This is a genomic window from Rhodopirellula halodulae (assembly GCF_020966775.1).
GTDB lineage: Bacteria > Planctomycetota > Planctomycetia > Pirellulales > Pirellulaceae > Rhodopirellula > Rhodopirellula halodulae.
Genome location: NZ_JAJKFV010000029.1, coordinates 1,642,559 through 1,664,649 on the forward strand (window position 1 = coordinate 1,642,559; position 22,091 = coordinate 1,664,649).

Below are 22,091 nucleotides of genomic sequence, written 5' to 3' on the forward strand. Positions count from 1 at the left end.
CTGCGTTGGTAAGGTGACCGAGGAATCTACTCAAACTTAACGAGCATCACGGGTGCGATGTCTCGTTCATTGCCAAGGCGTCCGACTGAGGCACGTCAGAATCCGTCGCGACCTCTTCATCTGATTCCGTCGCTTCCGCTTCGCCTTCGGTGGCTTCTGCAGAGTCTTCGGCGGGTTCCTCCGTGGCAAACAAGTCGACGCCCACCCGTTGCAAGTAAGCAATCAATGCGATGGCTTGCTTCTCGTAGGCTTTGGCGGGACCACCCTGAGCGACGATGTCAGCAGCGAGGTACTCGGCTTGTTTGTAGGCCACTTCGGCAGTGTTGTTCAATTCTTCGTCGGTGTACTCGGCACCAAGGAACGCGGCGGCCTTCACATGAGGTGCAATCGCGTCGTAGTTCATGTCCTCGGTCAGCAAGTGGCCGTAGGCGGGCATCACGCTTCCGGGCGAAACGTTTTCTGGATTCTCAAAGTGGGTCCAGTGCCAGAAACTGCTTTGCTTGCCACCTTCGCGAGCCAAGTCAGGCCCGATACGACGGCTGCCCCATTGGAAAGGCCGGTCGTAAACAAACTCGCCCGGTTTGCTGTATTCGCCATAGCGTTTGGTTTCGGAAACGATGGGGCGAATCATCTGCGAGTGGCAGTTGTAACAGCCTTCCGACACGAAAATGTGTCGCCCGGCAAGTTCCAGCGGAGTGTACGGTTTGACCGTGGCAATCGTTGGAACGTTGGAGCGGATCAAGAAGGTTGGAATCACCTCAAACAGGGTCGCAACGACCACGGCAATGGTGGTGAACACGGTGAAGCGAACGGGCAATCGTTCCCATCGCCGGTGCCAACCCATTTGACTCCAAATGCTGACCTTTTTGCCTAGCTCGAGGACGGGTGCCTCTTCGATGGGGCTGGTGGCGGCTGGTGTGTGATCGGTGTACTGCTTGGTCAATCGCGGAGCGGTGTGCACCGGATTTTCATACTCGGCAGGACGTGTCATCCAGGTTTGCAACGCATTCCAGCCCAGCATCAGCATGCCGCTGACATAAAGCAGGCCGCCGACAACTCGCAACCACCATAGTGGAACGATGTTCTGGGTGGTCTCGATGAAATCGGGATACATCAGGTGTCCCGTGTCATCCATGGCTCGCCACATCCAACCTTGCATCAGACCGGCGGCATAGATCGGAATGATGTACAGCAAAATGCCGATCGTTCCGGTCCAAAAGTGCAGACTGACCAATTTGTCGCTCCACATTTTGGTTTGGAACAAACGTGGCAGCAGCCAGTAAAGCATCCCAAACGTCATGAAGCCGTTCCAGCCCAACGCTCCGGAGTGCACGTGAGCGATGGTCCAGTCCGTGTAGTGCGTGAAAGCATTGATCGATTTGATCGACAGCATCGGTCCTTCGAAGGTGCTCATCCCGTAGAAGGTCACACCCACGACAAAGAACTTCAAAACCGGGTCGGCCGCGACTTTGTGCCAGGCACCACGCAGGGTCAAAAGACCATTGATCATTCCGCCCCAACTGGGCATCCATAGCATCAGGCTGAAGAGCATCCCCAGCGTGCTGGCCCATTCAGGCAGAGCGGTGTAGTGAAGGTGGTGAGGACCGGCCCAGATGTAAATGAACACCAAGGACCAAAAGTGAATGATGCTGAGCTTGTAGCTGAAAACGGGACGCTCGGCTGCTTTGGGAAGGAAGTAATACATCAGTCCCAGGAACGGCGTGGTCAAGAAAAACGCCACCGCGTTGTGGCCGTACCACCACTGCATGAACGCGTCCTGCACGCCAGCGTAAACGCTGTATCCCTTGAACCATCCGGCAGGAATCACCAGGTTGTTGAACACGTGTAGCAAAGCCACCGTGACGATCGTTGCGATGTAAAACCACAGCGCGACATACATGTGTCGTTCACGACGCTTGATCAGCGTCATCAGGAAGTTGCCGCCGAAGATGAACAACCAAACCACGGCGATCAGAATGTCGATTGGCCATTCCAATTCGGCGTATTCGCGGCTTTGCGTGATGCCCAAAGGCAACGTGACCGCCGCGAGCACGATGACGAGTTGCCATCCCCAAAAGTGGAGGCGACTCAGGACGTCGCTCCACATGCGAGCTTTGCAAAGACGTTGGGTGCTGTAGTACACCGCCGCGAAAATGCCGTTGCCGGCGAAGGCAAAGATGGCGGCATTGGTGTGCAACGGACGCAGTCGAGCGAAGGAAAACCAAGGCAGTCCGCCGGTGACCCATGGGATGACCAAAATCACCGCGACGATCAGTCCGACGAGCGTTGCCACAATGCCCCAAAAGATGGTGGCTGTGGCGAACAGACGCACGATTCCGTCGTCATATTGAAACTGTTCCAGACGGACTTCTTCTGTGCCGGAGTCCGATGACATGGCCGAGTCGCCATGACTGTTGGTCGACGTCGCAGTCGCCATTTTTTTCCTCAAATTTCCGTAGTTGAACAGCATTCAAACACGAACGCGACGATCCAGTAAACGAACAGATCGCTGCAGGTTCAGGTGATCTTCGAAGGCCACAGTGAATAGGGCATCTCACCTGCCTTCATTAAAAACTCACTCGTCTCAAAAACCCATACCAGCACCTGTAGAATTCGTTCAAAGCGACATTACGCCACGGATTCTGACTTCGCAGTGGTGTCGATGGAATGACTGGATGAGATGAGTGAACGGCGGCATGCCGCCGCGGGTTTTGTAACACAAATTGTTTGTCCAAACTTGAGCGGAAGCCCATGTTCAGATTTGAATCAAACAAAAAAGCCTTCGGCAAATCTGTCGACTGATCGACGATTCGCCAAAGGCCGTTGAAATTTCACCGCGCCTGCTTTTCGCGAGCGAGGTCGGCTTGTTAAGCGGCGGGTTTCAGGTAAGACGAAAGGCGTTCCGCGCGAGAAGGGCTTTGCATTTTCGCAACCGCCTTGGCCTCGATCTGACGAACGCGTTCCCGAGTCACTTTGAAGATGCGGCCGCACTCCTCCAACGTGTAGCTGTAGCCATCAACCAGACCGTATCGCAAACGAATGATTTCACGTTCGCGGAAGGTCAGCGTTTTCAGCAGTTCGTCAATCTTGTTGCGAAGCATTCCGCTGGCAGCGATCCGCACGGGGTTGTCGGTTTCGCTGTCCTGCACGAATTCACCAAAGCTGCTGTCTTCTCCTTCGCCGACCGGACGGTCCAAGCTGACAGGGTGACGACCAATGTCCATCACGCGACGGACTTCTTCCAACGGCACGCCCGTCGCTTCTGAGATGTCTTCGTAGGTGGGTTCTCGGCGAAGCGTTTGCGTCAAACGTTTTTGTGCTTGGCGAAGTTTGCTGAGCACATCGATCATGTGAACGGGGATGCGGATCGTGCGAGCTTGGTCCGCGATGGCTCGCGTGATCGCTTGACGAATCCACCAGGTTGCGTAGGTGCTGAATTTAAAACCGCGGCGATATTCGTACTTGTCGACGGCTCGCATCAAGCCTGTGTTGCCTTCTTGGATCAGATCCAAGAACGACAAGCCACGGTTGCGATACTTTTTCGCGATCGAAACGACCAAACGCAGGTTGCCCGCACTGAGTTCTCGCTTGGTGGCTTCGTACTGATCGAAGTGACGGCGAACCTTGGTCATGCGGTTTCGCAAACTGGTTGGGCTTTCCTGAGTGACCAACATCAACTCGCGAAGTTCTTGGCGAAGGTCGGCTGCTTCGTCGCGGCTCATCGCGTCATTGCCCAGTTCGGCCAATCGTTCGCGGATGAAGGTCATGCGGCCGGAGATCTTTTCCAGTTGATGCAGCAACGGCGTCACGCGGCGGCTTCGCAATGACAATTCTTCGACCAATTCCAAGCACTTGCGACGGCGACGCAGGAACTGCTTGCGGACTTCGGCTTTCAAGCGAGGCGAAGCACTGCGACGAACCAGGATGTCGAAGTCCGCTTTGTTTTTCGCGATCAGGTCATTCAGCGTTCGCAAGTTGTGCGGCATGCGCTGCGAGATTTGTTCCTTGGTCAATTGTTCGGTCAAGGAGACTTTGATCGTGCGGTCAAATGGCAGCTCGCCGGAGTGCACGCGGTGCAGTGTGTCGACCGTGGCTCGCAGGGCGTAGTCGGTTTCTAACAACGCGCGACGATATTGCTTGCGGGTGATTTCGATTTTCTTCGCCAGGGCGATCTCTTCCTCGCGTGACAGCAAAGGAATCTCGGCCATTTGGCTGAGGTACATGCGAATGGGGTCTTCGCTGGCTTTGGGAAGATCGGCCGACAGGCTTTGCGAAGCGGCTTCGTTCGCCAAGGCTTGTTCAGGAGTTTCTTCGTCGACGCCGATGGTGTCGGCTGCCATCTCGAGAGAACGCAATCCGCGAACGTTGGGTGATGGGCGGCGGGCGGCTGCATCGCGGGCCTTCTTTTCAGAGGCTTCGATCAGCTGGATGCCGCGGTTCTCAAGAGCCAAGAGAAGGGAGTTGAGCTTCTCTGGGTTGACGTCTTCGTCGGGCAGGTATGCGTTGACTTCATCGTAAGTGAGGAAACCGTCCTTGGTTCCGCGGGCGATGAGTTGCGAAAGATCTTGGTCCATCAATTGCATCGGAAAAACCTCCTGTTATGGGTCGCGTTCCTTCATGGAACGGTCAGCCAAACTGATGTTTGCGGGAACCTGAATCACGTGATTCAGTTCAGCTTGGCTGTGGGTGTTGTGTTTGAACTCGTTTCAAATGCGATCCGTCCTGGATCGCGTCACATCGGGTTGCTCGGTGGCAAAATGCTCGGCAGCAATGGCTCCTATGTCGATTCCCTAACGGGGCGTTTGACGAATGCGTTCGGCGGCAAAAAGTTGTTCCAGCATCGCGAGCTCTTCGTCTTCGGGCAAGGATGCGGATTGAAGTTTTTGGATTTGACGTGACTTCTCGGCGTCAAATTCTCGTTCACGAAATCGTGTCAGGATCGCGGTGTATCGTACGTGTGGCGGTTCCAAAACGTGGCCAGCGCGGCGCTCGATGCGTTCCTGCAGATTGATGATTTGATTTTTCAAAAAATCGTTTTCGAGCAGGACAAGCACGGAAGCGGCATCCAGGTCGCGTCCGTCGAGATCCAGATCTTGGTAGGCGGACAACAACATCTTGGCAGTGTTGGATTGCAGCCACGACGCGTCGATGGACTCAACCGCCATCGCGGCCACTTCGGGTGATTCGATCAGGATCTCGAACAGCTCGCGTTCCACACCGCTCAGCCCGTTGCCTTGAGGTTGTTCGTCGCGTGCGTTGCCGCCTGCTCCCTGCCGCCCTGGGCTGGCAACGTGCGGAGCCGGGCTATCAAATCCAGACACATCCGGTGCGAAGCCATCGTCGATGCCGAACATGGATGCGTCTTCCATCGCGGCCTGGCTGAACGGATCGAAGTCATCCGATGGTGCGAGTGCCTGCGGTGAGGAGGGTGCAGCGGGGCGGCCGGAAGGTGATGCTGGCGAGGCGGGTTTGGATTGACGATAGCGAGCCTGTTTGCGTTCGCGTTCGGCCTGTTCCTGACGCAGTGTTTCGAGGTGACGTTGCAAACGCTCGGTGGGAAGTTCGAACGTGTGGCTCATGCGAACCAGCAACTGGTCGATCTTCAGGCTCGCCTTGTCGCTTTTGGGTGGGGTCTTGGCCAATACGCCAAGCATGGAATTGATCGCGGTTGTGACGCGGTGCGTGTCGCGGGTGACGTCGACGCCCTCGGTCAAGCGATTGAGTTTGTGGTCCATCGCGTCGGGAGCCTGCCTTGCCATGTCCAACAGCTCGCCAGCGGAGTGGGCCGACAGGAAGTCCGCCGGGTCCAGCCCATCCGGGAGCGTCAGAATCCGCAAGTCGGCGTCCGCCGTGACGAACAGTTCCAGGACTTCTTCGGCTCGACGTTTTCCAGCTTCATCGCCGTCCAGCACCAACACGACGCGGTTCACGAATCGTTTGAGGACTCGGACGTGCGAGGCGGTCAGGGCGGTGCCCAGGACAGCGACGCTGTTTTCGATTCCGGCCATCCGGGTTGCAACAACGTCGGTGTAGCCTTCCATCACCAACGCTTCGTCGGCGTGGCGCATGGCATCGCGTGCCAGGTGCAATCCGTACAGCTCGTTGGATTTGCGAAACAGAAGGGTCTCTGGACCATTGATGTATTTGGCACCGCCTTTGGATCCGTCACCTTTGGCGGCGGCGATGCGATCCGCGATGGCGGGAATGATTCGTCCGCCCAACGAGATCGGTTGGCCTTGAGCGTTGTCGATGGGGAACATTAGCCGGCCACGGTAGCGGTCATAGCAACCCGATTTGCCTTCACGGCCGATCGCGACTCCCGCGGCTTGTGCGACTGCTTCGGAAAAGTGGTTGCGGCGAAGCAAGTTGACCGCGAAGTCCCACGAGTCGGGGGCAAATCCAATGCGGAATCGTTCTCGGTTGGCGTCGTCCACGCCACGGCTGGCCAAATAGTCGCGAGCCAATTTCGCGTCGTCGGATTTGCCTTCCGCCAACTCGTCAAAGTACGCCTTGGCGACCAGTTCGATCGCCTTCATCAGCGTGGTTTTGTCGTCGGGGCTGCCCGGTTGTGTTTTTGGGCCGCGGTTGAATTCAGGAATCTCGATGCCAGCGCGTTCGGCCAAGCTTCTGAGGGCGGTCGGGAAATCAACGCCTTCTCGCTGCATCACAAAGCTGAAGATGTCTCCCCCGATGTCGCAAACCCAGCATTTCCAAGATTGGCGTTCTTGGTTGACCGTCATCGACGGACGCGTATCGTTGTGGAATGGGCAGCGGGCAACGAAGTGACGGCCCTGCGGACGCAATTCCAGATCGTGCCCGATGACATCCACGATGTCGGTCGCAGCTCGAACTCGCTCTTTGACGTCGAAGTCCGTCGAAGGGGACAAACGAACGCTCCTGTCAAAAACGCTGTATGGACGGTCTTGCAACCATTCACCAGCACGAACGCGGGGGACATCCTTTTCAGAAACGACATGCGGCGGGCAAGTCGAGCAAGATTTTCCTTGCTGGCTTGTCAACGGCTGCCGATCCAAATCGGATGCGGTCAGTGGATCGGTCAACCCGGCTCCGCGACTGCGAAGTGATCGTCACTCTTCCTGAGCGACCGGTCGGCTCATCGATTTGCCTGGGTGCATGGCGAGAAGTCGCACTGAACTCGAGCAAAGCGGAGCAAACCGAGGCAAATTTCGATCCGGTTTACATCCCTGTAGCGTAGTGTGTCAGCCGCGTTGGGTGGATTTCCCGAGTGGCAGGCTGCCCGCTCCGTTACAAGCATGTGAGAAGTTTGCTGCGGTTTCACGGTCACGTCAATAGCAATCCTGTTTGAAAATGGATGGCCGGAAAAAGTGCGGAAAGCCTCTGAATGTTGGGGATTTGATTGCCGCAAAAAGGGGCATCGGAAGATGGGAGGCTCTCCGCTACCTTGGCCCGGTATTCAAAATTGGCCCAGTATTCAATCTTGGCACCATGTTGAATTCGCTTCAGCACCAAACGATCTTGATGCACGCGCGGCGGAGCAATCCGATGACACCGCATTGGTTTGTTGTTGATCGTTTTCAGTCGCTCGCTGAGTTCGTTCCTCTTCGCTAGACACCTCTTTCGACCGGAGCATTTCGGTTCATCTTTCATGGCCACCGCAACACCTTCCGTCGACCCCTCCGACATGCATCACGCGGTCGAGCAAACCTGGGGCGGTCGTGTCCGTGTCTGGCGAAAGATCTTCAGCACGGCTCTTTCAGAGCGACTGGTCTACCGCGGCGATTTCGCTCTGGGGACCCTGATGAGGTTCCTGCCGATCGTGACCCAGATTTTCCTGTGGTGGGCGATCTACGATTCTATCGCCGCCAGCGAAGCGGCCGAGTCCACCGGGAGTTTGACTGCGGATTCGTCAGCATTGCCACAAGCGGCAAACGAAAACCGAGCGGACGCGGTACAGATTGGTGGCTTTGGTTTTCGTGACATGGTCGCGTACTACTTGTTAACCATGTTGGCTCGAGCGTTTTCGAGTATGCCAGGTTTGGCGTCCGGAATCGCTCAGCAAATTCGCGAAGGCGAGATCAAGCGTTACCTCATTCAACCCATCGACTTGATCAGTTTCTTGCTGATCAATCGTGTCGCTCATAAAGTCGCCTACTATGCGATCGCGATCGCGCCCTTCGGGTTGGTGTTCTTTCTGTGTCGAGATTACTTTGTCGCCGGATTTCCCCCGCCCCATCTTTTCATCGCATTCCTTGGATCCCTGGTGATGGGATTCCTGATTGGTTTTTTCTTGGAAGCCGCCATCGGGATGATTGGGTTCTGGTTCTTGGAAGTGTCTTCGCTGTTGTTCCTTTACATGCTGTTCAGCTTCTTCTTGTCGGGGCACATGTTTCCGATTTCGTTGCTGCCTGACGGAATCGAATGGGTGGTGAATTTGCTGCCGCTGAAGTACCTCGCCTATTTCCCGGCGGCAGTCTTTCTGGGCAAGATTCCTGACGAGGACCTGCCGATGGAAATGGCGATTGAGGCGGCTTGGTTGGTGTTCTTCATCGTGATTTGTCGCTGGTCATATTCTCGCGGGGTGGCTCGCTACAGTGGCTACGGAGGCTGAACCAGTGGAGGTGAAACCAATGGAACCAGGTCGTACGGCAAGTTCACCGTGTGATGGCGGCGACGGGGCGACGATGCAGGGTGCTGAGTACCAGGGTGCCGAATGGATGCGATACGTTCGCGTCTTCGGCACGTTTGCACGAAACAGTTTGGTCCGAGACATGACGTTCCGTGCGAACTTCGTGATCGAATGCTTGAGCAGCTTGGGATGGACGCTGATGAATGTCGGGTTTTACCTGATCATTTTTCAGTTCACGGGGTCGATCGGTGAGGACACGGGTTGGGACCGCGAACGTTTTTTTCTTTTTCTGGCGACGACTTGGTTCATCAATTCAATCGTCCAGGCTTTCTTCATGCCCAATGCGGAAGAGTTCAGCGAGTTGATTCGAACCGGCGGTTTGGACTTTGCCTTGCTGAAGCCGATCGATACGCAGTTCTTGATCTCATTTCGGCGTGTGAGCTGGTCTTCGCTGGCGAACTTCTTGGCGGGAATGGTGATCGCCGGCGTGGCCCTGACTCGTTTGGCAACTCGCGAGGTGGACCCTCACATTCCAACACTGGCATCGTCCATTCTTTACGTGCTGTTTTGCATGTGCGGAATCGCGATCATGTACAGCTTGATGATTTGTCTGTCGGCCACCAGCATTTGGTTGGGACGCAACCAAACGCTCTACAATTTTTGGTTTTACATCACCAACTTCAGCCGTTACCCGATGGAGATCTACAACCGAGGCTGGGGGACACCACTGTACGGCTTCTTCACGTTCATCGTGCCTGTGTTGGTGGTCGTGAACGTGCCCGCTCGTTTGCTTGCTAAACCGATTGATCCGCGAACCAGCGAGGAATGGATGTTGGTCGGATGGGCATTGGTCGCAACCCTGATGAGCGTTCTCTTCAGCCGCTGGGTCTTCCGCCGAGCTCTCGGCAGCTACCGTAGTGCCAGTTCTTAGCGGCTCGCCAGATTGCTAGCCGCTTGCCCGACCTCGGCTGATCTCAGTCAGCGTCGCAGCTCATTACCGAAGTGCTTGAGTCACAACTGCCGCAACGTGTTCGCCGAGGAGTTTGGAGCCTTCTGCGGTGTAGTGCACGTTAGCTTTACGTTGCGTCTTGGCGTGCTGAAGGGCAAAGTCGTAGAACGGGTCGGTTTGGATGTCGCCGAGTGATGCCATGACCTCTGCCGCTGCTTGGTTATAGCGTGGGCCATCTTCGGGGAGTCGACCTTTGGCGCCTTCGGGGACTGGCGTTGTTTCTCTCCAGATGAGCGTCGCACCGGTTTCTTTCAGCCGGGACGCGATTTTGCGAAGGTTCTCTTTGTATTCGGGCAAAGGGACTTGGCGTTTGCTGGTTGGCGATTCAGGGTCGGCCAAATTCTGGCCGTTGGGGCCCATGAACTTCAAATCATGCAGGCCAAAGTTGAAGTGGATGACGTCCCATTGGCGGTCTCCCAACCACGAATCCAGTTGTTCCAATCCGCGAGTGGTGGGGCCGCAGTTGGTTGCCGGGCGAAACACGTTGGCTTTTCCTTCCATCGCCTTGCGGGCGTCTAGCATGTAGCCAATGGAGATCGAGTCACCAATCAACAAGACGTTGGGCAGGTTTGGATCGACCTTGGGGGCCGCGAATGGATCGTTCTTGCGTGGTTGACGTTGGGCGGACTTTCCGGTCGGTTGATCTGTCATTCCCAATGTTGGCAGCGACGCGAAAATGATGGAAAGCGAAGCGGCGAAGAAAGCGATGATGCTGGGGTGCCGGCGAAATGGCATGGTGGGGCTCGATCAGATTGGGAGGGAATTTGGTGGGAAGGATGCCGACGACTTTGGAATCAGTGAAACATGACGAACAATGAGTCTCGCACCGTCCTGCGAATCTTAGACGCGAATTTCAATCGCGCGGGTGAAGGGCTGAGGACATTGGAGGAATCGGCGCGGTTCATCTTAGACGATCCATCGCTCTCGGATGCACTGAAAACACACCGCCATGACCTGTCCGAGGCGATGAAATGCTGGGACCGGTTGCAGTTGATCTCGGCACGCGACACGCCGGGTGACGTGGGAACGGAATTGCAAACGGCCAGCGAACAGACTCGAGTCAATCTACATTCGGTGGTTTCCGCGGCAGCCGTGCGCACTCAGCAGGCTCTGCGATGTTTGGAAGAATATGGCAAGACCATCGATGCGGCATTCGCAAACAAGATAGAAACGCTTCGCTACCGGTGTTACGCGACGTTTCAAAGTCTCGAATTGCGGATTGCGAATCAGAGACACCGTGCGATCCGAATTCGGGCCTCGCGTTTGTACGCGTTGATCGATTGCGAGCAGAGTGTTGAACGATTCGAAAGTCGAATTCGCGAATTGGCGAGCGTCGGAGTGGATGTGCTGCAGCTTCGCGATCGCAGCGTCGACGACCGGACACTCTTCGAACGTGCCGAAGTGGGGACAAAGCTTACCGAAGAGCTGGGGCTGCTTTGGATCATCAACGACCGTGCTGACATTGCAATGGCCGCTCGCGCCGATGGGGTTCATGTTGGACAGGAGGAGTTACCAGTCGATGCTGCTCGGCAAGTAGTTGGGCCGGACCGCTTGATCGGATTGTCGACCCATGACATGGAACAGGTGCGTGAAGCGTCGCAAACGACGGCGGACTACATCGGGTGCGGACCGACCTTTCCCGGGCGAACAAAAAACTTCGACCATTTCCCCGGATGCGAGTTTCTGAGTCAGGTTCATCAGGCAACACGGTCAGGCGAGATCAATCTGCCCGCGTTCGCGATCGGCGGGATCTCCGCGTCGAACATTCGCGAGGTGGCAGCCACCGGAATCGCGCGAGTTGCCGTCACGGGAGCATTGGCATCAGGAGAGCAACTGCCCGACGCGGCATCGAAAATGCGAGCGGCATTGGAAGCCAATCCGTTGACAATCGATGTCGGTGAGAAGGGTGTGCGCGAGCCATGAAACAGATTGCTCCAGTTAAACGATTGATACGCCCCGTCGTGATCTTTCTTTGCTTGTGGGTGACTTGGTCTCTACTTTCAAAGGCCGAGGAAGACACTGCTGTCGTGGTGCATCTGCAAGATTCCGAATTGACGGAAAGCAGTGGGCTCGTGTTCTCAAAGAAGGACCCAAGTTGTGTTTGGTCGCACAATGATTCCGGAGACAGAGCGAGGCTATTCGCTTTTGACCATAGGACCGGGCAGCGTACCGGTGTCTGGGAGCTAGAGGGTGTGGATGCCATCGATTGGGAAGACTTGGCGATCGTGCACCAGGATACGGACGACGATACTGTCCCATCGAAGTTGGTGGTGGCAGATTGTGGTGACAATTTGGGGCGACGCGACGATGTCCAGCTTTGGTGGATGGATGAGATGGACCCTCGCAACTCGGGGACCGTGTCGAGGCAGCAATTGCATTCGATCCGAGTGACTTATCCGGATGGGGCTCACGATTGCGAAGCAATTTGGTATGACCCGTCTTCTCGCAGCCTGATGTTGCTCTGCAAGCGGTCGATCCCTTGGGTTGGTCTTTACCGAGTGCCGATTGATTTGGATGCTGGGCCGCCGAGCAGCAAAGTAGAAGCTGAGTTGTTGGCGCGCGTGCCGATCGCCATGGCGACCGCAGCGGACCGTGATTCAAGTACGGGTGACGTTTGGGTCTGCACCTATTGGCAAGCGTTCCGCTTCCCCAGCAAAGACGGGATGGACTTGGTCGGTCAAATGTCACAAATGCCATCCGCGATTGAGCTTCGTTCCTTGCGGCAAGTGGAGGCTCTCGCGGTGTGCTCGGATTCGAGTGTTTGGGTGAGCAGCGAAGGTGAGCCGGCTCCGCTGGTGAAGATCACGTCGGCAAAATGAAAGGGCTTGCCGAATGAAAGTCGTGATGCAAGGCAACTGCTCGATCCGTCGTTCGGTACGGTCCAGGAACAATCACCCAGGAACAATGAAGTCAGGAGAGCAGTGAATGTTTGAAGTGGAATTGAAGTTTCGTGTGGATGACGAAGCCGTCTTGCGAGCCCGTTTGGACGTCGAAGACGCTAAGAGTGTTTCTGAGAATGAAAACAAGGACACCTATTTCAATCACCCCTGCCGCGACTTCGCCGCATCGGGAGAGGCTCTGCGGATTCGGCGAATCGATGGCGAGCCGTTGATCACCTACAAGGGGCCCAAGCTACCGGGCGTAGTGAAGGCTCGCGAAGAACTGGAGTGGGCTCTGAATCCAGGCGACGCCAAAGGTGAATTGACCGAAACCCTGTTGTTGCGGTTGGGCTTCCGTGAAGTCGCGACGGTGACGAAGCGACGTGAGACATTTTCCATCGGCAGCACGCGGCCGATGACGGTCACGATTGACCGCGTTGAAGGCTTAGGCGTTTACGCTGAGATTGAGCGAGTGTTGGCGGAAACCAAGCCGGACGACAACGCCATTCAAAACGCCCGTGCTGAAGTTGAAGCATTGGCGACGAAGCTTGGCCTGAGCAACCCTGAGCCGCGGAGTTATTTGCGGATGCAATTGGAGCGGGCTGACGCCTCAGCGGGTGGCTGATTTGATGGAACTGAGTCCGCCATCCACCGCGATGTCTTGTCCCGTGATCCAAGCGTTTTCAGGTTGGAGCAACCATGCGATCAGCGAGGCGATGTCATCGGGCTGACCGAGTCGGCCCATTGGATGCATCGCTCGACTAGCGTCGGCTGAACGCTCGTTCTGCCAGACACGCGAGGTCAATTCGGTCTGGACCAAACCCGGAGCCACCGTGTTGATGCGAACGTTGCCGGCGGCATAGGTAGCGGCCGCGGCACGTGCCATGGCGGCGACACCGGCTTTGGCTGCGGCAATTGCTTCATGGCTGGTCAATCCAATCGCCGCGCCACCACTGGACATCAGCACGATCGATCCCCCACCCAGCTTTTTAAGTTTGGGGGCAACGGCCCGCACCAAACCGAACGCTGTGATGAGGTTGGCGTTCAGGACAGCTTGCAAGTCATCCTTGCTGGTCAGGTGGGCAGGTTTAAGAAGGATGGAACCCGCTAGGTTTACCGCGCCAGCGAAGTTCTCGAATTGGTCCGCCGTGGAGTCGACCACGCTGGAAAGTTGGTCCCAATCGGTGGCGTCGCATGCGAGGTACGGTTGTCCGAGTTCTTGCGACAGCGTTTGCAGACGTGATTCGTCCCGTCCCGACAGCATGACCTGATGACCCGCCGCGACTAAATGACGACAAAGCGCAGTGCCGATGCCACCACCGGCACCGACGACGAGATAGGAAGATGAACTCATGGTGACATTGCATGGGATTGGTTGAGAATCGTTTGCTGAATCGTAGGGTGCAGGCAAATCCAGTTCAGGCAAATCCAAAGGCGGAATCTTGTGCGAGCAAGATTGTTTGTTTGGAAGATGCCGGTCGCGAGGGTCGCGGGTCTTTCAACACCGATATCGAGTGCGCGTGCGGTTGCGATGGTTTTGCTGTGCAAGGGCGTGGTTGCCGATGAATGGTTCATGGCACCGATGAGTTCATCACTGCGGCGGTATCCTCCCGATCCACTGCTGCCATCGGATTGATTTGCACTCACCTCTCCAAGGGAAGATTCCGCCATGTCGAAGAAAGACACTTATCGCGTTGTTGCTCGTGGCAGTGATGGTTCTCTGCAAATTCGCGACTACACAACGTTGGATCCGCTGACGGAGCACTACGAGCAAGTTGGAATCGACGACTGCAGCACGGATTTGGCGCTTCGAGGAATGCCCGTCTTTCGAGGCTTGATCGGTCCGATGCCAGAAGGCAAAAACATCGTGCGTTACGAAACCCCGGAGGTCTTCGAGATGCTGACCAAAGAATGGGGAATCACGAAGCCGAAAAAACGTCGTCGTCGCGCTGCGGAGAAGAAGGCGACCGAAACGACATCGGATTCGGCCGAACTGGTTTCGTAATTTCGCGATGCGGTCTCTCCCCCCAGTCATTCGAATGCGGCTCGGGGGAGTGCGAATATGCGCAGTGCATTGCGAAATTAACATCCGTTACCGTTGGCTAGCGTTCTGCTAGCCTTCTCTCTGAAGACATCCGTCGCCACCGAAGCGCGTTGGCGAGTCATGTGATAGCGGCGTCCTTGGATCGACGCCGTCTGTTCAGAGAGGTTCCGAAGATGATTGATGCCGCCGTTGAAACCACGCACGTTTATGTGTTGGGACGTGAGGGACGGTTGGACGATCGACCCGGCGGTGACCAAGATTGGTTGGAGTCGATCGCCGGCCGGGATGTGGTCGCGGTTGCGAGCTGCGATCAGATGCTGGAATTAGTCGCAAAAGGCCAGGTGCGCCGGCCAGGATGCTTGCTCGTCGACTACGAATTGGTCGGTGATGGGTTTCAGCGTATTCAAGCGGCATTGCTCCAGGCCAAATGCAGCTTGCCAATGATCTTGGTCGCAAAACAGATCGGCATTGAGGCGGTCGTTCACGCTTTCGAACATGGCGCATGGACAGTCATGGTTCAGCCGCAACGCCCCGGTGCGGAAAGCAAGGATTCGCTAGGCGATCATGTTCAGCAAGCCATCGAGTGGGATCGTTTTCAAGTCGAGGTGGAGTCGGAGCACACCAGACGGAGTGCAATCCTGAAGGGGCTGACGGAACGCCAGCGAAAGGTGTTGGATTGCGTGATGGACGGGATGCCGACCAAAGCCATCGCCGCTTCGCACAAGGTCTCAAAACGTTTGATTGAGTTTGAACGCAGTCACCTGCTGTCTGCCTTTGGCGTGGCTGGCACGGCCGAGTTGACCGCCGTGGTGGGTGAGCATCGAACGGTCGAGCGATTCTTAGACAGCCAATCGCGGGCCGAAATGCCCGTGGAAGGGCGTGCTTTTCGACGTCCATCCTTGTTGCGCGGGCACGTATCAAGCGCCGCGGCATGCTTGGACGATTAGCAAACTAACCAACCAATACTCGCCCAATGAACTCCGGGGCAGACTCATTCATCACGGCTTTGACGTGACAGATGGGTCGGGGGAACATTGGGCGAGTCATTGTTTGGTCTTTCGCGAACGTGCAATCCTCATCAGCCGAACGATGCTTTTAAGGTCGCACGAAGTTCTTTTGGTCAGCGACGGTCTGGAAGCTTCGCACTTTTTTTGCAACCGTCGATGGCGGCAACCGGCCGTCTGCGTGAATCAACGATTGACGTTGGTTCCGTCCGCTGTTGTCGCACGCACCATTCCGGGGAACCAGTCTTCCATGGTTTGCGTGATGCCACTCAATGATCGTCGGCGGATCGTCGGGGCCTCGATCGGACCATCGACTTCGATGGTCCACAGCGTGTAGCGGTTGTCGCGCAGAGGACTGATGACTTTGCTGAAAAGGTTCTGTGGGCTCACGCGTGTGTTGAACGACAGGTCCAAATGCTCACGACGGCTAAGCGTGCCTCCGCCTTCCAGTGCCACCAAGTCACCCCAAAGAACCAAGCGATTGAAGTTCAGGTCTTCGCCGAAGATTGAGAACTCTGTCTCGCCATTGGTGAAAGCCACGTCTTCGGTCGCTTTGATTCGCAGCAAATTGAGAACCTGAACCAGATACGGAAGCTGATACAGATTGGCGCCGCTGATGCTGCCGCGTCCACTGCCTTTCAGCAAATCGAGATCGCCAAGGCGACCTTCCAGATGGGAGTCGCCGTCAAAACGTCCTGTGATACCGGTGCGGCTTTGTCCCACCTCCGCCAAGCAGGTTGCGATTTGGGCGTTGCCCAGTGCCGTGTCAATTTCGAAGTCACCCGTCGACAACAAAACTCCTCCACTGAGGCTGAGTTTGCCACCGAACAGAGCTCCGACAATTGGGACGCCGCTGCCGTCGGCGTCTTGGATGTAGCTGTCTGGCGAGTTGGATGGCGGTAGCTTCGCGTTTTCTCCAAGTAGTAACTGTTCGTTGGTGATTGAAAACGGGCCTCGTACAGAGGTGATTTGCAAACCGTAGGCATGCATGGAATCGAGGGCCATGTTGCCGTATGCCTGAAGCACTTCCGCGTCCCGCACACCTTGGACCTGAATTTCTCCACGCAATGAATGAACGGGACCGACATCCGCGATTCGGTTGCCTTCCAATTGCAAAAGAACGTCCCAGTCCATGATGGGTGTGGTCGAATCGTCGTCGGCCAACAGCAGATTGGTTTTGCCGCGAAGGCTGATTGGGCCGCGAAGGTCCAGGGCTCTGAGAGCTCGTCCAACTTGCTCGGGTAACGATGCGACAAACTCTTCATCCGGTACCAAGCGACATCCACTATGCAGATCCATCGACAACAGCCAACGACCCGATGGATGCTGGACGCACTTTCCATCGGCAACAAGCCGAGACGCATCGTGACGTCCGATGAGATTGCTAATCAAGACTTGATGGTCTCGGTATTCGACATGACCGCCGATGATATCCATGCGGTAAGGAACAGCCGTTGGACGCAAACTCAGTGAGTCGGGCGTGACCTGCTCTGTTTCGTTTTGGTCCGCCACCAACGTCAGATCCAAGGGCTGTGTTCCGGATTGATGAATGTGGACGTCCAGGCGGTCCAATGTGCCACCCGGTGCCAGTGAATCCCAAATGTGCCGAGTCGATTCCGGCAGGGAGCCTCGCAGCGATTGGTCCATCGCCAGATCAACGAGCTGAAACCGTAGATGAAGATCAGATTCCTGAGGTGAAGCAGTGGTCGGTTTGTCGGGATCTGGTGTGACAGGAATCTGGTAGAGCCCGTTACAATCCACCTTGGCCGAACCCGCATTGTTCGCCGTGAAGCCGATGAGTCGGACCAAGTTGTCTTTGATTTGGACGCGGCCTTCGACGTTGTAGAGTGGGTAAGGGAACTTGTCGTAGCGAAGCGTGCCACCGGACACCCGGAAATCAAACTGACGAGTTGACTTTCCACTCGCGTCCGTTTGCAGGGTTGCGGTTGCCCACTCGACGGCACCTCTCGGGCGAAGTGAACGAACGAACCGCTCGACTTTCGAAACGGATCGTGTGCTGGTTTCGGCAAATGACGAGGGTTCGCTTTCTTCTCTTGGTGTCAACGCGGTGATCAACGCGTCATCAATGAGCACCGCACCCTCGGTTTGAACGGTGATTTGTTTCGTGTGGACCTTGGGGGCGTCAGGGTTGAGATGCACCGGCACTCGGAACGCGCAGTTCAAACGCTGACCTCCGGCGCGTCCCGTCAACCGTTCGGTCGTTGCAAATCCGTCTGCGATGTGAATGGTGCCCACCAGTTGCTGAACTGGATATGGAAACCTGTCGAATTGAACATCGACACCACGGATATCGACTTCTGATTCGAGGGCCCATGCTTTGGAGGTTAGGGGCGCGGGGTTGGTGGCGTGCGCCCGAAGGTTGAGTCGACCGCGGGCTTGATAGCGTTGCCAAAGACGGTGGACCTTTTCGGGCATCGCTTCTGCAAATGCTCGGTCAAGTGTCAGCCCTTCGCCCGTGAGCTGCAGATCGGTCAATCCAAGATCGAATTTCGTCGCTGCAAGCCGGCGAAGCTGCGTGGTTCCTCTGATGGTGCAATGGGCATCGCCGAAGAGAGCTTGGGTGGGATAAAGTTTGATCTGCTGAGGTGAAATGAGAAGTCGACCTCGAGCGTTGCTGATACTCGCGGGCAGGCGTTTATCAGCGAGGTTGCCCTGGTGAACCACGAGGTCGATCTCGAAGTCATCGGTTTCGCCAACGCGGTTGTACTCTGCCGACAGGTCACCCCGCAGGCTCACCCGAGAATCGTCGGGGAACCACTGGGAGATTCGAGGGCGAATCTTTGAAACCACCGTTTCGTCGAGTTGAAAAGCTTGAATGGTCGTTTTGATTCGCAGCGGATCTTCGGCACCGCTAGCCTGATGTTCCAGCGCGAATTCGATGGGGCCGCTGAAGCTACTCTCGCCTTTCGCGAACAGTAGCTTGTGCACGGGGGCAGGTTGTTCGCGATTGGCCGCGACGCCGGTTTCGGTCGAGATGGCAATACTCGACCACCTCAGTTGCAGCGGTTGACCTGAGGGTGAAGTACTGCCGGGGCCGTTCGTTGGAACGACATGTCTCGCGGCGTTTGGTCTAGCACGTGCTGTTTCGAAGTTGACGTTGGTGATGACGTTGTGCAAATCGATCCGCGGGCAAGCGGGGCCCATTTGCGGCAACGGCAGAAGCGAAGCCAACGAAAGCGAGTTGTCGAGCCCAACATCAAGGTTGGCCACCACGCCTTCGACCGCCATCCGCCGGGTGTTCAGCGGGCTTTCGCCATTCATCCATTTCTGAGGATCCAAGTCCGCGAAAACGGTGAGTCGGTCGATGGAGACAGCCGGGTGTTCCGCCCACCAGCCGTTCATCAGTCGAGGCGAATTTGATTTGGGGCGAATTTCGATCTGTTCGAATACCAAGCCGGTACCCGCCAAGAACGTCCCGCGATGGACGGAGACATCCCAGTCCGCGTAGTGCTCGTCGAGCTTTTTCTCGAGAAAGCGACGGGCTTGTTCGCCGACGGTTTGTGGAAGCAGAGACTTCAGCAAAAGGCCTGTCGTCAGGCATACCACCAGCAGCACCAGCGCCGTCTTGAAACGGCTGGTTCGACGCGGCGGCGGCAATTCCTGACCCGAAGCGGCCAAAGCTTGTCTCCTCCTTGAGACAACGTTGTGCTAGCCGGTCGATCCTACCGCGTCATTTCGTTGCCCAACCACCCCAAAAAGCTCGCAAAACGGTAGATCCATGGGCTCTGCCAGGGGGATGACAGGCTGGTTGCAACCGAGAAGGCACTGGCCCCGAGCAAGACGAGCGTGAAACATCGTCCGTGAAACTTCTCGCTCAAGGAGCTGACTTCGGGGACCAAGCAATACAGCCAAAGCGGGGCGAACCAAAGCATCCAGCGAAAACAGACGCTGACGCCGCCGTAGTTGCGATCGATCTCCGGACGAGCAATGTAGAAAACCAGACAGACCACACTGGCCAGAGCGATCGCCGCGGTCAGCCGCCGCATGTAACCCGGGCCGTGGCGTAGGCCCGCGATCATTCCCACGGGAACCAAGATCCAAATGGGAGTCAGCGAAAAGATTCCGTAGTAACCCAAGGTTGCGTGAAAGAGGTAAGCAACACGGCTGGGTTCACCAAGGTCGACCCCTCGTCGTTTGCCCGAACGCCAGTAGCTTCCAGGATAATCGTACCAGTCGTCCCAAACGCTCAGTGTCCATGCGGCACCGCTCGGACGCAGCTCGTACAGTGTTTGAACCACTTCGTTTGCTGGGCTAAATCGTTCCGCCAAAACTTCGTAGCCGCCATCATGAAGCTCGCGTAGTGTGACCTTTTCCGCGGCCATGAGCGTTTGCGAATGTTCCAAAGCCGTTTGAATTTGAACTTTCGATGGATCCGACGGCATGGGGATGGATTCCAAGTCCTCGCCTACGCCGCGATGTGCGTATGGTGTGCGGAGACTGCCATGGGCCCATTGGTTGGTTCCCACGATCCCGACCAAGACCAAGATGGCACCGGTCAAAAAACCCGGCATCGACTTGGGATTCAACCAAGCGAACAAGACGGTCCAGAGTGCCAACATCGAAAGGGCCGGCAGTTCACAAGCAACGGCGAACGCGGCGGAGGCTCCCGCCACAAACCAGGGCGCAAACTTGGGGTGGTAAGTCATGCCGGAGAACGAATCCGTCATCTTGTCCGCGGCTCGAAGGTAGAGCCACAGAGTCAAGGACGTGGCGGCAGCGGCGAAAAGGTGATTGTTCAACGAGATCGTAAACGGCAGCATCATCGTGCCGAAACAAGCAGCGGCGACACCCATTCTGCGCGCATAGTCCGACGCGCCGATCACCTCAACAATCAATGCAATCGTGACCAGGAACAACGCCAGTACTGGCAAGTTGATTAACAGCAATAGCAGTCGTGGGACGTAAATCGGGTTCTCTGTGAGAGTCAAACCCGTTGTGTGGTGAACGACTCCGTAAACCCCCGCGACCATCGTCACCAGCAACGTGGGTTTGCTGCTGTAGTGGTGCAGTTGTCCATCCACGCCGACGTGACGAACTTTATCGATCGTGTCCCAAGGACGTCGCTTGCCGTCGTCCGATCGGATGGAGATGGGGCGATCGATCGCGAAGGTCCCGTCTTCGACGAGTGCTGCCACCGTGCACCACCGACTGCGATCGTTGGCGCTTAGGAAAGCCGTGTCGCCTTCGCGGCTGGTGACAACCGAGATTCGCCCGGCGGCAAGAGCCAACGCTGCGACAATCATGATCGCGTAGGTGTTGCGACGATGTTGTCGCGGGATTTCATGTTTACGCATCGAGTGGCTGCTCCGGCGACTCGAAACCCGCCCACTCCGAAATGCTATAACCCGATGCGTTGGCGATCGGTCGACTGCAGCTTAATTGACTGCCGCTTTGTTGAGCTTCGACGCCGTGTGACCCTTCATTTCGCATCAACGTTTCGCGATGGTCTCTGGCCGCGGCAACGGAGACAATCAGCTCCGCCAGTAATCCCGCGAGGACGCACTGAGCACCCAGCAAGACGGCCAAGATGCAGTAGTAAAAGATCGCGGTGGAGTGCAGGTGCAGTGGTTCGCCCTCACCCATCCGGGACCATACCCAACGGAAGCTGAGGTAAGTCATTCCTAGCGAACCGATGGCAAAACAAAGCAAGCCTGCTGAACCAATTAGGTGCAGCGGGCGGCGGCCGTAACCAGTCACCAGATGGATGCTGAGCAGGTCGAGGAAACCTTTGATCAGACGCGAGACGCCGTACTTTGAGACTCCGTGCTGGCGTGCATGATGTTGGACGGTGATCTCGCCGACCTTGTAGCCACGTGCGGACGCAAGAACCGGAATGAAACGATGGCGTTCGCCGTACAGATCCACTTCGGCGAGCACTTCTTGCCGATAGGCTTTGAAACCACAGTTGTGATCGTGCAGCTTGACTCCGGTCAGTGAACTTACCAGGGCGTTGAAGACTCGACTCGGCAGAACTTTGTGCCAGGGATCGTGACGTGTTTGCTTCCAACCGCTGACGACATCCAATCCGCCGCGAATCTTTTCCATGAAGCGTGGGATCTCGATGGGATCGTCTTGGAGATCGGCATCCATCGTGAAAACAATGGAACCGCGTGCGGCAGCGAATCCGGCACTCAGGGCAGCGGCTTTTCCGAAATTACGCCGCAGACGAATCGCGAATGTCGATCGCATCGCGTCGTCTGATGTCCCACAAAGTTCCACCATCTTGGACCAGGTTTCGTCCGTGGATCCGTCATCCACGAAGATAATTTGCACACGCAGGTCATGCTCTCGGCAAACGTCACCGATGCGTTGTTGCAATTCGCCCAAGGTGACTTCTTCGTTCATCGCCGGGATGACCACCGAAATCTCGTCGATGTGGTCACCCGGGGATGCGGCCGGTTGCAATTCCGGTTGGGTTCCGGACAGCTCGGAGGGACGTGCTGACACAATCGGCGTTGAAACGCTGGTGTGTGAAGATGTCATGGGCGGAGGGGCTTCGGTGTTCATGCGGACATATTACTCAAGT

Annotated in this window: 15 protein-coding genes; 7 read left to right on the forward strand and 8 right to left on the reverse strand. The window is 56.4% G+C overall.

Features of this window, described 5'->3' with window-relative positions:
• Positions 1 to 46: 46 nt before the first annotated feature.
• The 3 genes from ccoN to dnaG all read right to left on the reverse strand — a co-directional run bounded on the left by ccoN (position 47) and on the right by dnaG (position 6,887).
• Positions 47 to 2,437 (reverse strand): cytochrome-c oxidase, cbb3-type subunit I, encoded by a 2,391-nt coding sequence (ccoN, locus tag LOC70_RS18900; RefSeq protein ID WP_230255543.1) that lies wholly within the window; start codon positions 2,435 to 2,437, stop codon positions 47 to 49.
• A gap of 430 nt (positions 2,438 to 2,867) precedes the next feature.
• Entirely contained in the window at positions 2,868 to 4,583 is a 1,716-nt protein-coding gene (locus tag LOC70_RS18905; protein WP_230255544.1) for a sigma-70 family RNA polymerase sigma factor, read from the reverse strand.
• 207 nt (positions 4,584 to 4,790) lie between these two features.
• Positions 4,791 to 6,887: a DNA primase gene (gene dnaG, locus LOC70_RS18910; protein WP_230255545.1), complete on the reverse strand. Its 2,097-nt coding sequence runs from the start codon at positions 6,885 to 6,887 to the stop codon at positions 4,791 to 4,793.
• 740 nt (positions 6,888 to 7,627) lie between these two features.
• Between dnaG and LOC70_RS18915 the strand changes: the two genes are divergently transcribed.
• Both LOC70_RS18915 and LOC70_RS18920 read left to right on the forward strand, forming a co-directional pair.
• Positions 7,628 to 8,590 (forward strand): ABC transporter permease, encoded by a 963-nt coding sequence (locus LOC70_RS18915; protein ID WP_230255546.1) that lies wholly within the window; start codon positions 7,628 to 7,630, stop codon positions 8,588 to 8,590.
• Between the two features lie 73 nt (positions 8,591 to 8,663).
• A complete protein-coding gene (locus LOC70_RS18920) occupies positions 8,664 to 9,539 on the forward strand; it encodes an ABC transporter permease (RefSeq protein ID WP_230256196.1) in 876 nt (291 codons plus the stop codon).
• A 63-nt stretch (positions 9,540 to 9,602) separates the two neighbouring features.
• Here the strand turns inward: LOC70_RS18920 and LOC70_RS18925 are convergent, their stop codons facing one another.
• Complete coding sequence (locus LOC70_RS18925; protein ID WP_230255547.1) at positions 9,603 to 10,352, reverse strand: SGNH/GDSL hydrolase family protein; 750 nt, start codon at positions 10,350 to 10,352, stop codon at positions 9,603 to 9,605.
• Between the two features lie 69 nt (positions 10,353 to 10,421).
• Between LOC70_RS18925 and LOC70_RS18930 the strand changes: the two genes are divergently transcribed.
• The 3 genes from LOC70_RS18930 (at position 10,422) to cyaB (ending at position 13,121) form a co-directional block, all read left to right on the forward strand.
• The gene (locus LOC70_RS18930; protein ID WP_230255548.1) at positions 10,422 to 11,540 is read left to right on the forward strand and encodes a thiamine phosphate synthase; all 1,119 of its coding nucleotides are present in this window, start codon (positions 10,422 to 10,424) and stop codon (positions 11,538 to 11,540) included.
• A complete protein-coding gene (locus tag LOC70_RS18935; RefSeq protein ID WP_230255549.1) occupies positions 11,537 to 12,436 on the forward strand; it encodes a hypothetical protein in 900 nt (299 codons plus the stop codon). Before LOC70_RS18930 ends, LOC70_RS18935 begins: the two co-directional genes overlap by 4 nt.
• 106 nt (positions 12,437 to 12,542) lie before the next feature.
• A complete protein-coding gene (gene cyaB, locus LOC70_RS18940; RefSeq protein ID WP_230255550.1) occupies positions 12,543 to 13,121 on the forward strand; it encodes a class IV adenylate cyclase in 579 nt (192 codons plus the stop codon).
• Here the strand turns inward: cyaB and LOC70_RS18945 are convergent.
• The gene (locus LOC70_RS18945) at positions 13,107 to 13,850 is read right to left on the reverse strand and encodes an SDR family NAD(P)-dependent oxidoreductase (protein WP_230255551.1); all 744 of its coding nucleotides are present in this window, start codon (positions 13,848 to 13,850) and stop codon (positions 13,107 to 13,109) included. The genes cyaB and LOC70_RS18945 overlap by 15 nt on opposite strands.
• A gap of 315 nt (positions 13,851 to 14,165) precedes the next feature.
• On the opposite strand from LOC70_RS18945, the gene LOC70_RS18950 reads away from it, so the two are divergent.
• Together LOC70_RS18950 and LOC70_RS18955 are read left to right on the forward strand one after the other, a co-directional pair.
• Positions 14,166 to 14,501, forward strand: coding sequence for a hypothetical protein (locus tag LOC70_RS18950; protein ID WP_230255552.1), 336 nt, complete (start codon positions 14,166 to 14,168; stop codon positions 14,499 to 14,501).
• 212 nt (positions 14,502 to 14,713) lie between these two features.
• Positions 14,714 to 15,487 carry a response regulator transcription factor gene (locus tag LOC70_RS18955; RefSeq protein WP_230255553.1) on the forward strand — a complete coding sequence of 258 codons (774 nt, stop codon included), beginning with the start codon at positions 14,714 to 14,716 and terminating at the stop codon, positions 15,485 to 15,487.
• A 243-nt stretch (positions 15,488 to 15,730) separates the two neighbouring features.
• Here LOC70_RS18955 and LOC70_RS18960 read toward each other — a convergent pair whose 3' ends face one another.
• From LOC70_RS18960 to LOC70_RS18970, 3 genes are read right to left on the reverse strand one after another with little or no spacing between them, the layout of a single operon-like run.
• Entirely contained in the window at positions 15,731 to 19,183 is a 3,453-nt protein-coding gene (locus LOC70_RS18960; RefSeq protein ID WP_230255554.1) for a hypothetical protein, read from the reverse strand.
• Positions 19,184 to 19,227: 44 nt separating this feature from the next.
• On the reverse strand, positions 19,228 to 20,859 hold the full coding sequence (locus tag LOC70_RS18965; protein ID WP_230255555.1) for a hypothetical protein: 1,632 nt from the start codon (positions 20,857 to 20,859) through the stop codon (positions 19,228 to 19,230).
• Positions 20,852 to 22,048, reverse strand: a complete 1,197-nt coding sequence (locus LOC70_RS18970) for a glycosyltransferase family 2 protein (protein WP_230255556.1) — start codon at positions 22,046 to 22,048, stop codon at positions 20,852 to 20,854. Before LOC70_RS18970 ends, LOC70_RS18965 begins: the two co-directional genes overlap by 8 nt.
• Between the last annotated feature and the right edge of the window lie 43 nt (positions 22,049 to 22,091).

What these genes read in the sequence shown, in the direction of transcription:
- LOC70_RS18915 (WP_230255546.1), top strand. Translation starts at nt 7,628, where the DNA reads ATGGCCACCGCAACACCTTCCGTCGACCCCTCCGACATGCATCACGCG.
- LOC70_RS18950 (WP_230255552.1), top strand. Translation starts at nt 14,166, where the DNA reads ATGTCGAAGAAAGACACTTATCGCGTTGTTGCTCGTGGCAGTGATGGT.
- LOC70_RS18925 (WP_230255547.1), bottom strand. Translation starts at nt 10,352, where the DNA reads ATGCCATTTCGCCGGCACCCCAGCATCATCGCTTTCTTCGCCGCTTCG.
- LOC70_RS18965 (WP_230255555.1), bottom strand. Translation starts at nt 20,859, where the DNA reads ATGCGTAAACATGAAATCCCGCGACAACATCGTCGCAACACCTACGCG.
- LOC70_RS18935 (WP_230255549.1), top strand. Translation starts at nt 11,537, where the DNA reads ATGAAACAGATTGCTCCAGTTAAACGATTGATACGCCCCGTCGTGATC.
- LOC70_RS18970 (WP_230255556.1), bottom strand. Translation starts at nt 22,048, where the DNA reads ATGACATCTTCACACACCAGCGTTTCAACGCCGATTGTGTCAGCACGT.
- LOC70_RS18955 (WP_230255553.1), top strand. Translation starts at nt 14,714, where the DNA reads ATGATTGATGCCGCCGTTGAAACCACGCACGTTTATGTGTTGGGACGT.
- LOC70_RS18905 (WP_230255544.1), bottom strand. Translation starts at nt 4,583, where the DNA reads ATGCAATTGATGGACCAAGATCTTTCGCAACTCATCGCCCGCGGAACC.
- cyaB (WP_230255550.1), top strand. Translation starts at nt 12,543, where the DNA reads ATGTTTGAAGTGGAATTGAAGTTTCGTGTGGATGACGAAGCCGTCTTG.
- LOC70_RS18920 (WP_230256196.1), top strand. Translation starts at nt 8,664, where the DNA reads ATGCAGGGTGCTGAGTACCAGGGTGCCGAATGGATGCGATACGTTCGC.
- LOC70_RS18930 (WP_230255548.1), top strand. Translation starts at nt 10,422, where the DNA reads ATGACGAACAATGAGTCTCGCACCGTCCTGCGAATCTTAGACGCGAAT.
- LOC70_RS18945 (WP_230255551.1), bottom strand. Translation starts at nt 13,850, where the DNA reads ATGAGTTCATCTTCCTATCTCGTCGTCGGTGCCGGTGGTGGCATCGGC.
- ccoN (WP_230255543.1), bottom strand. Translation starts at nt 2,437, where the DNA reads ATGGCGACTGCGACGTCGACCAACAGTCATGGCGACTCGGCCATGTCA.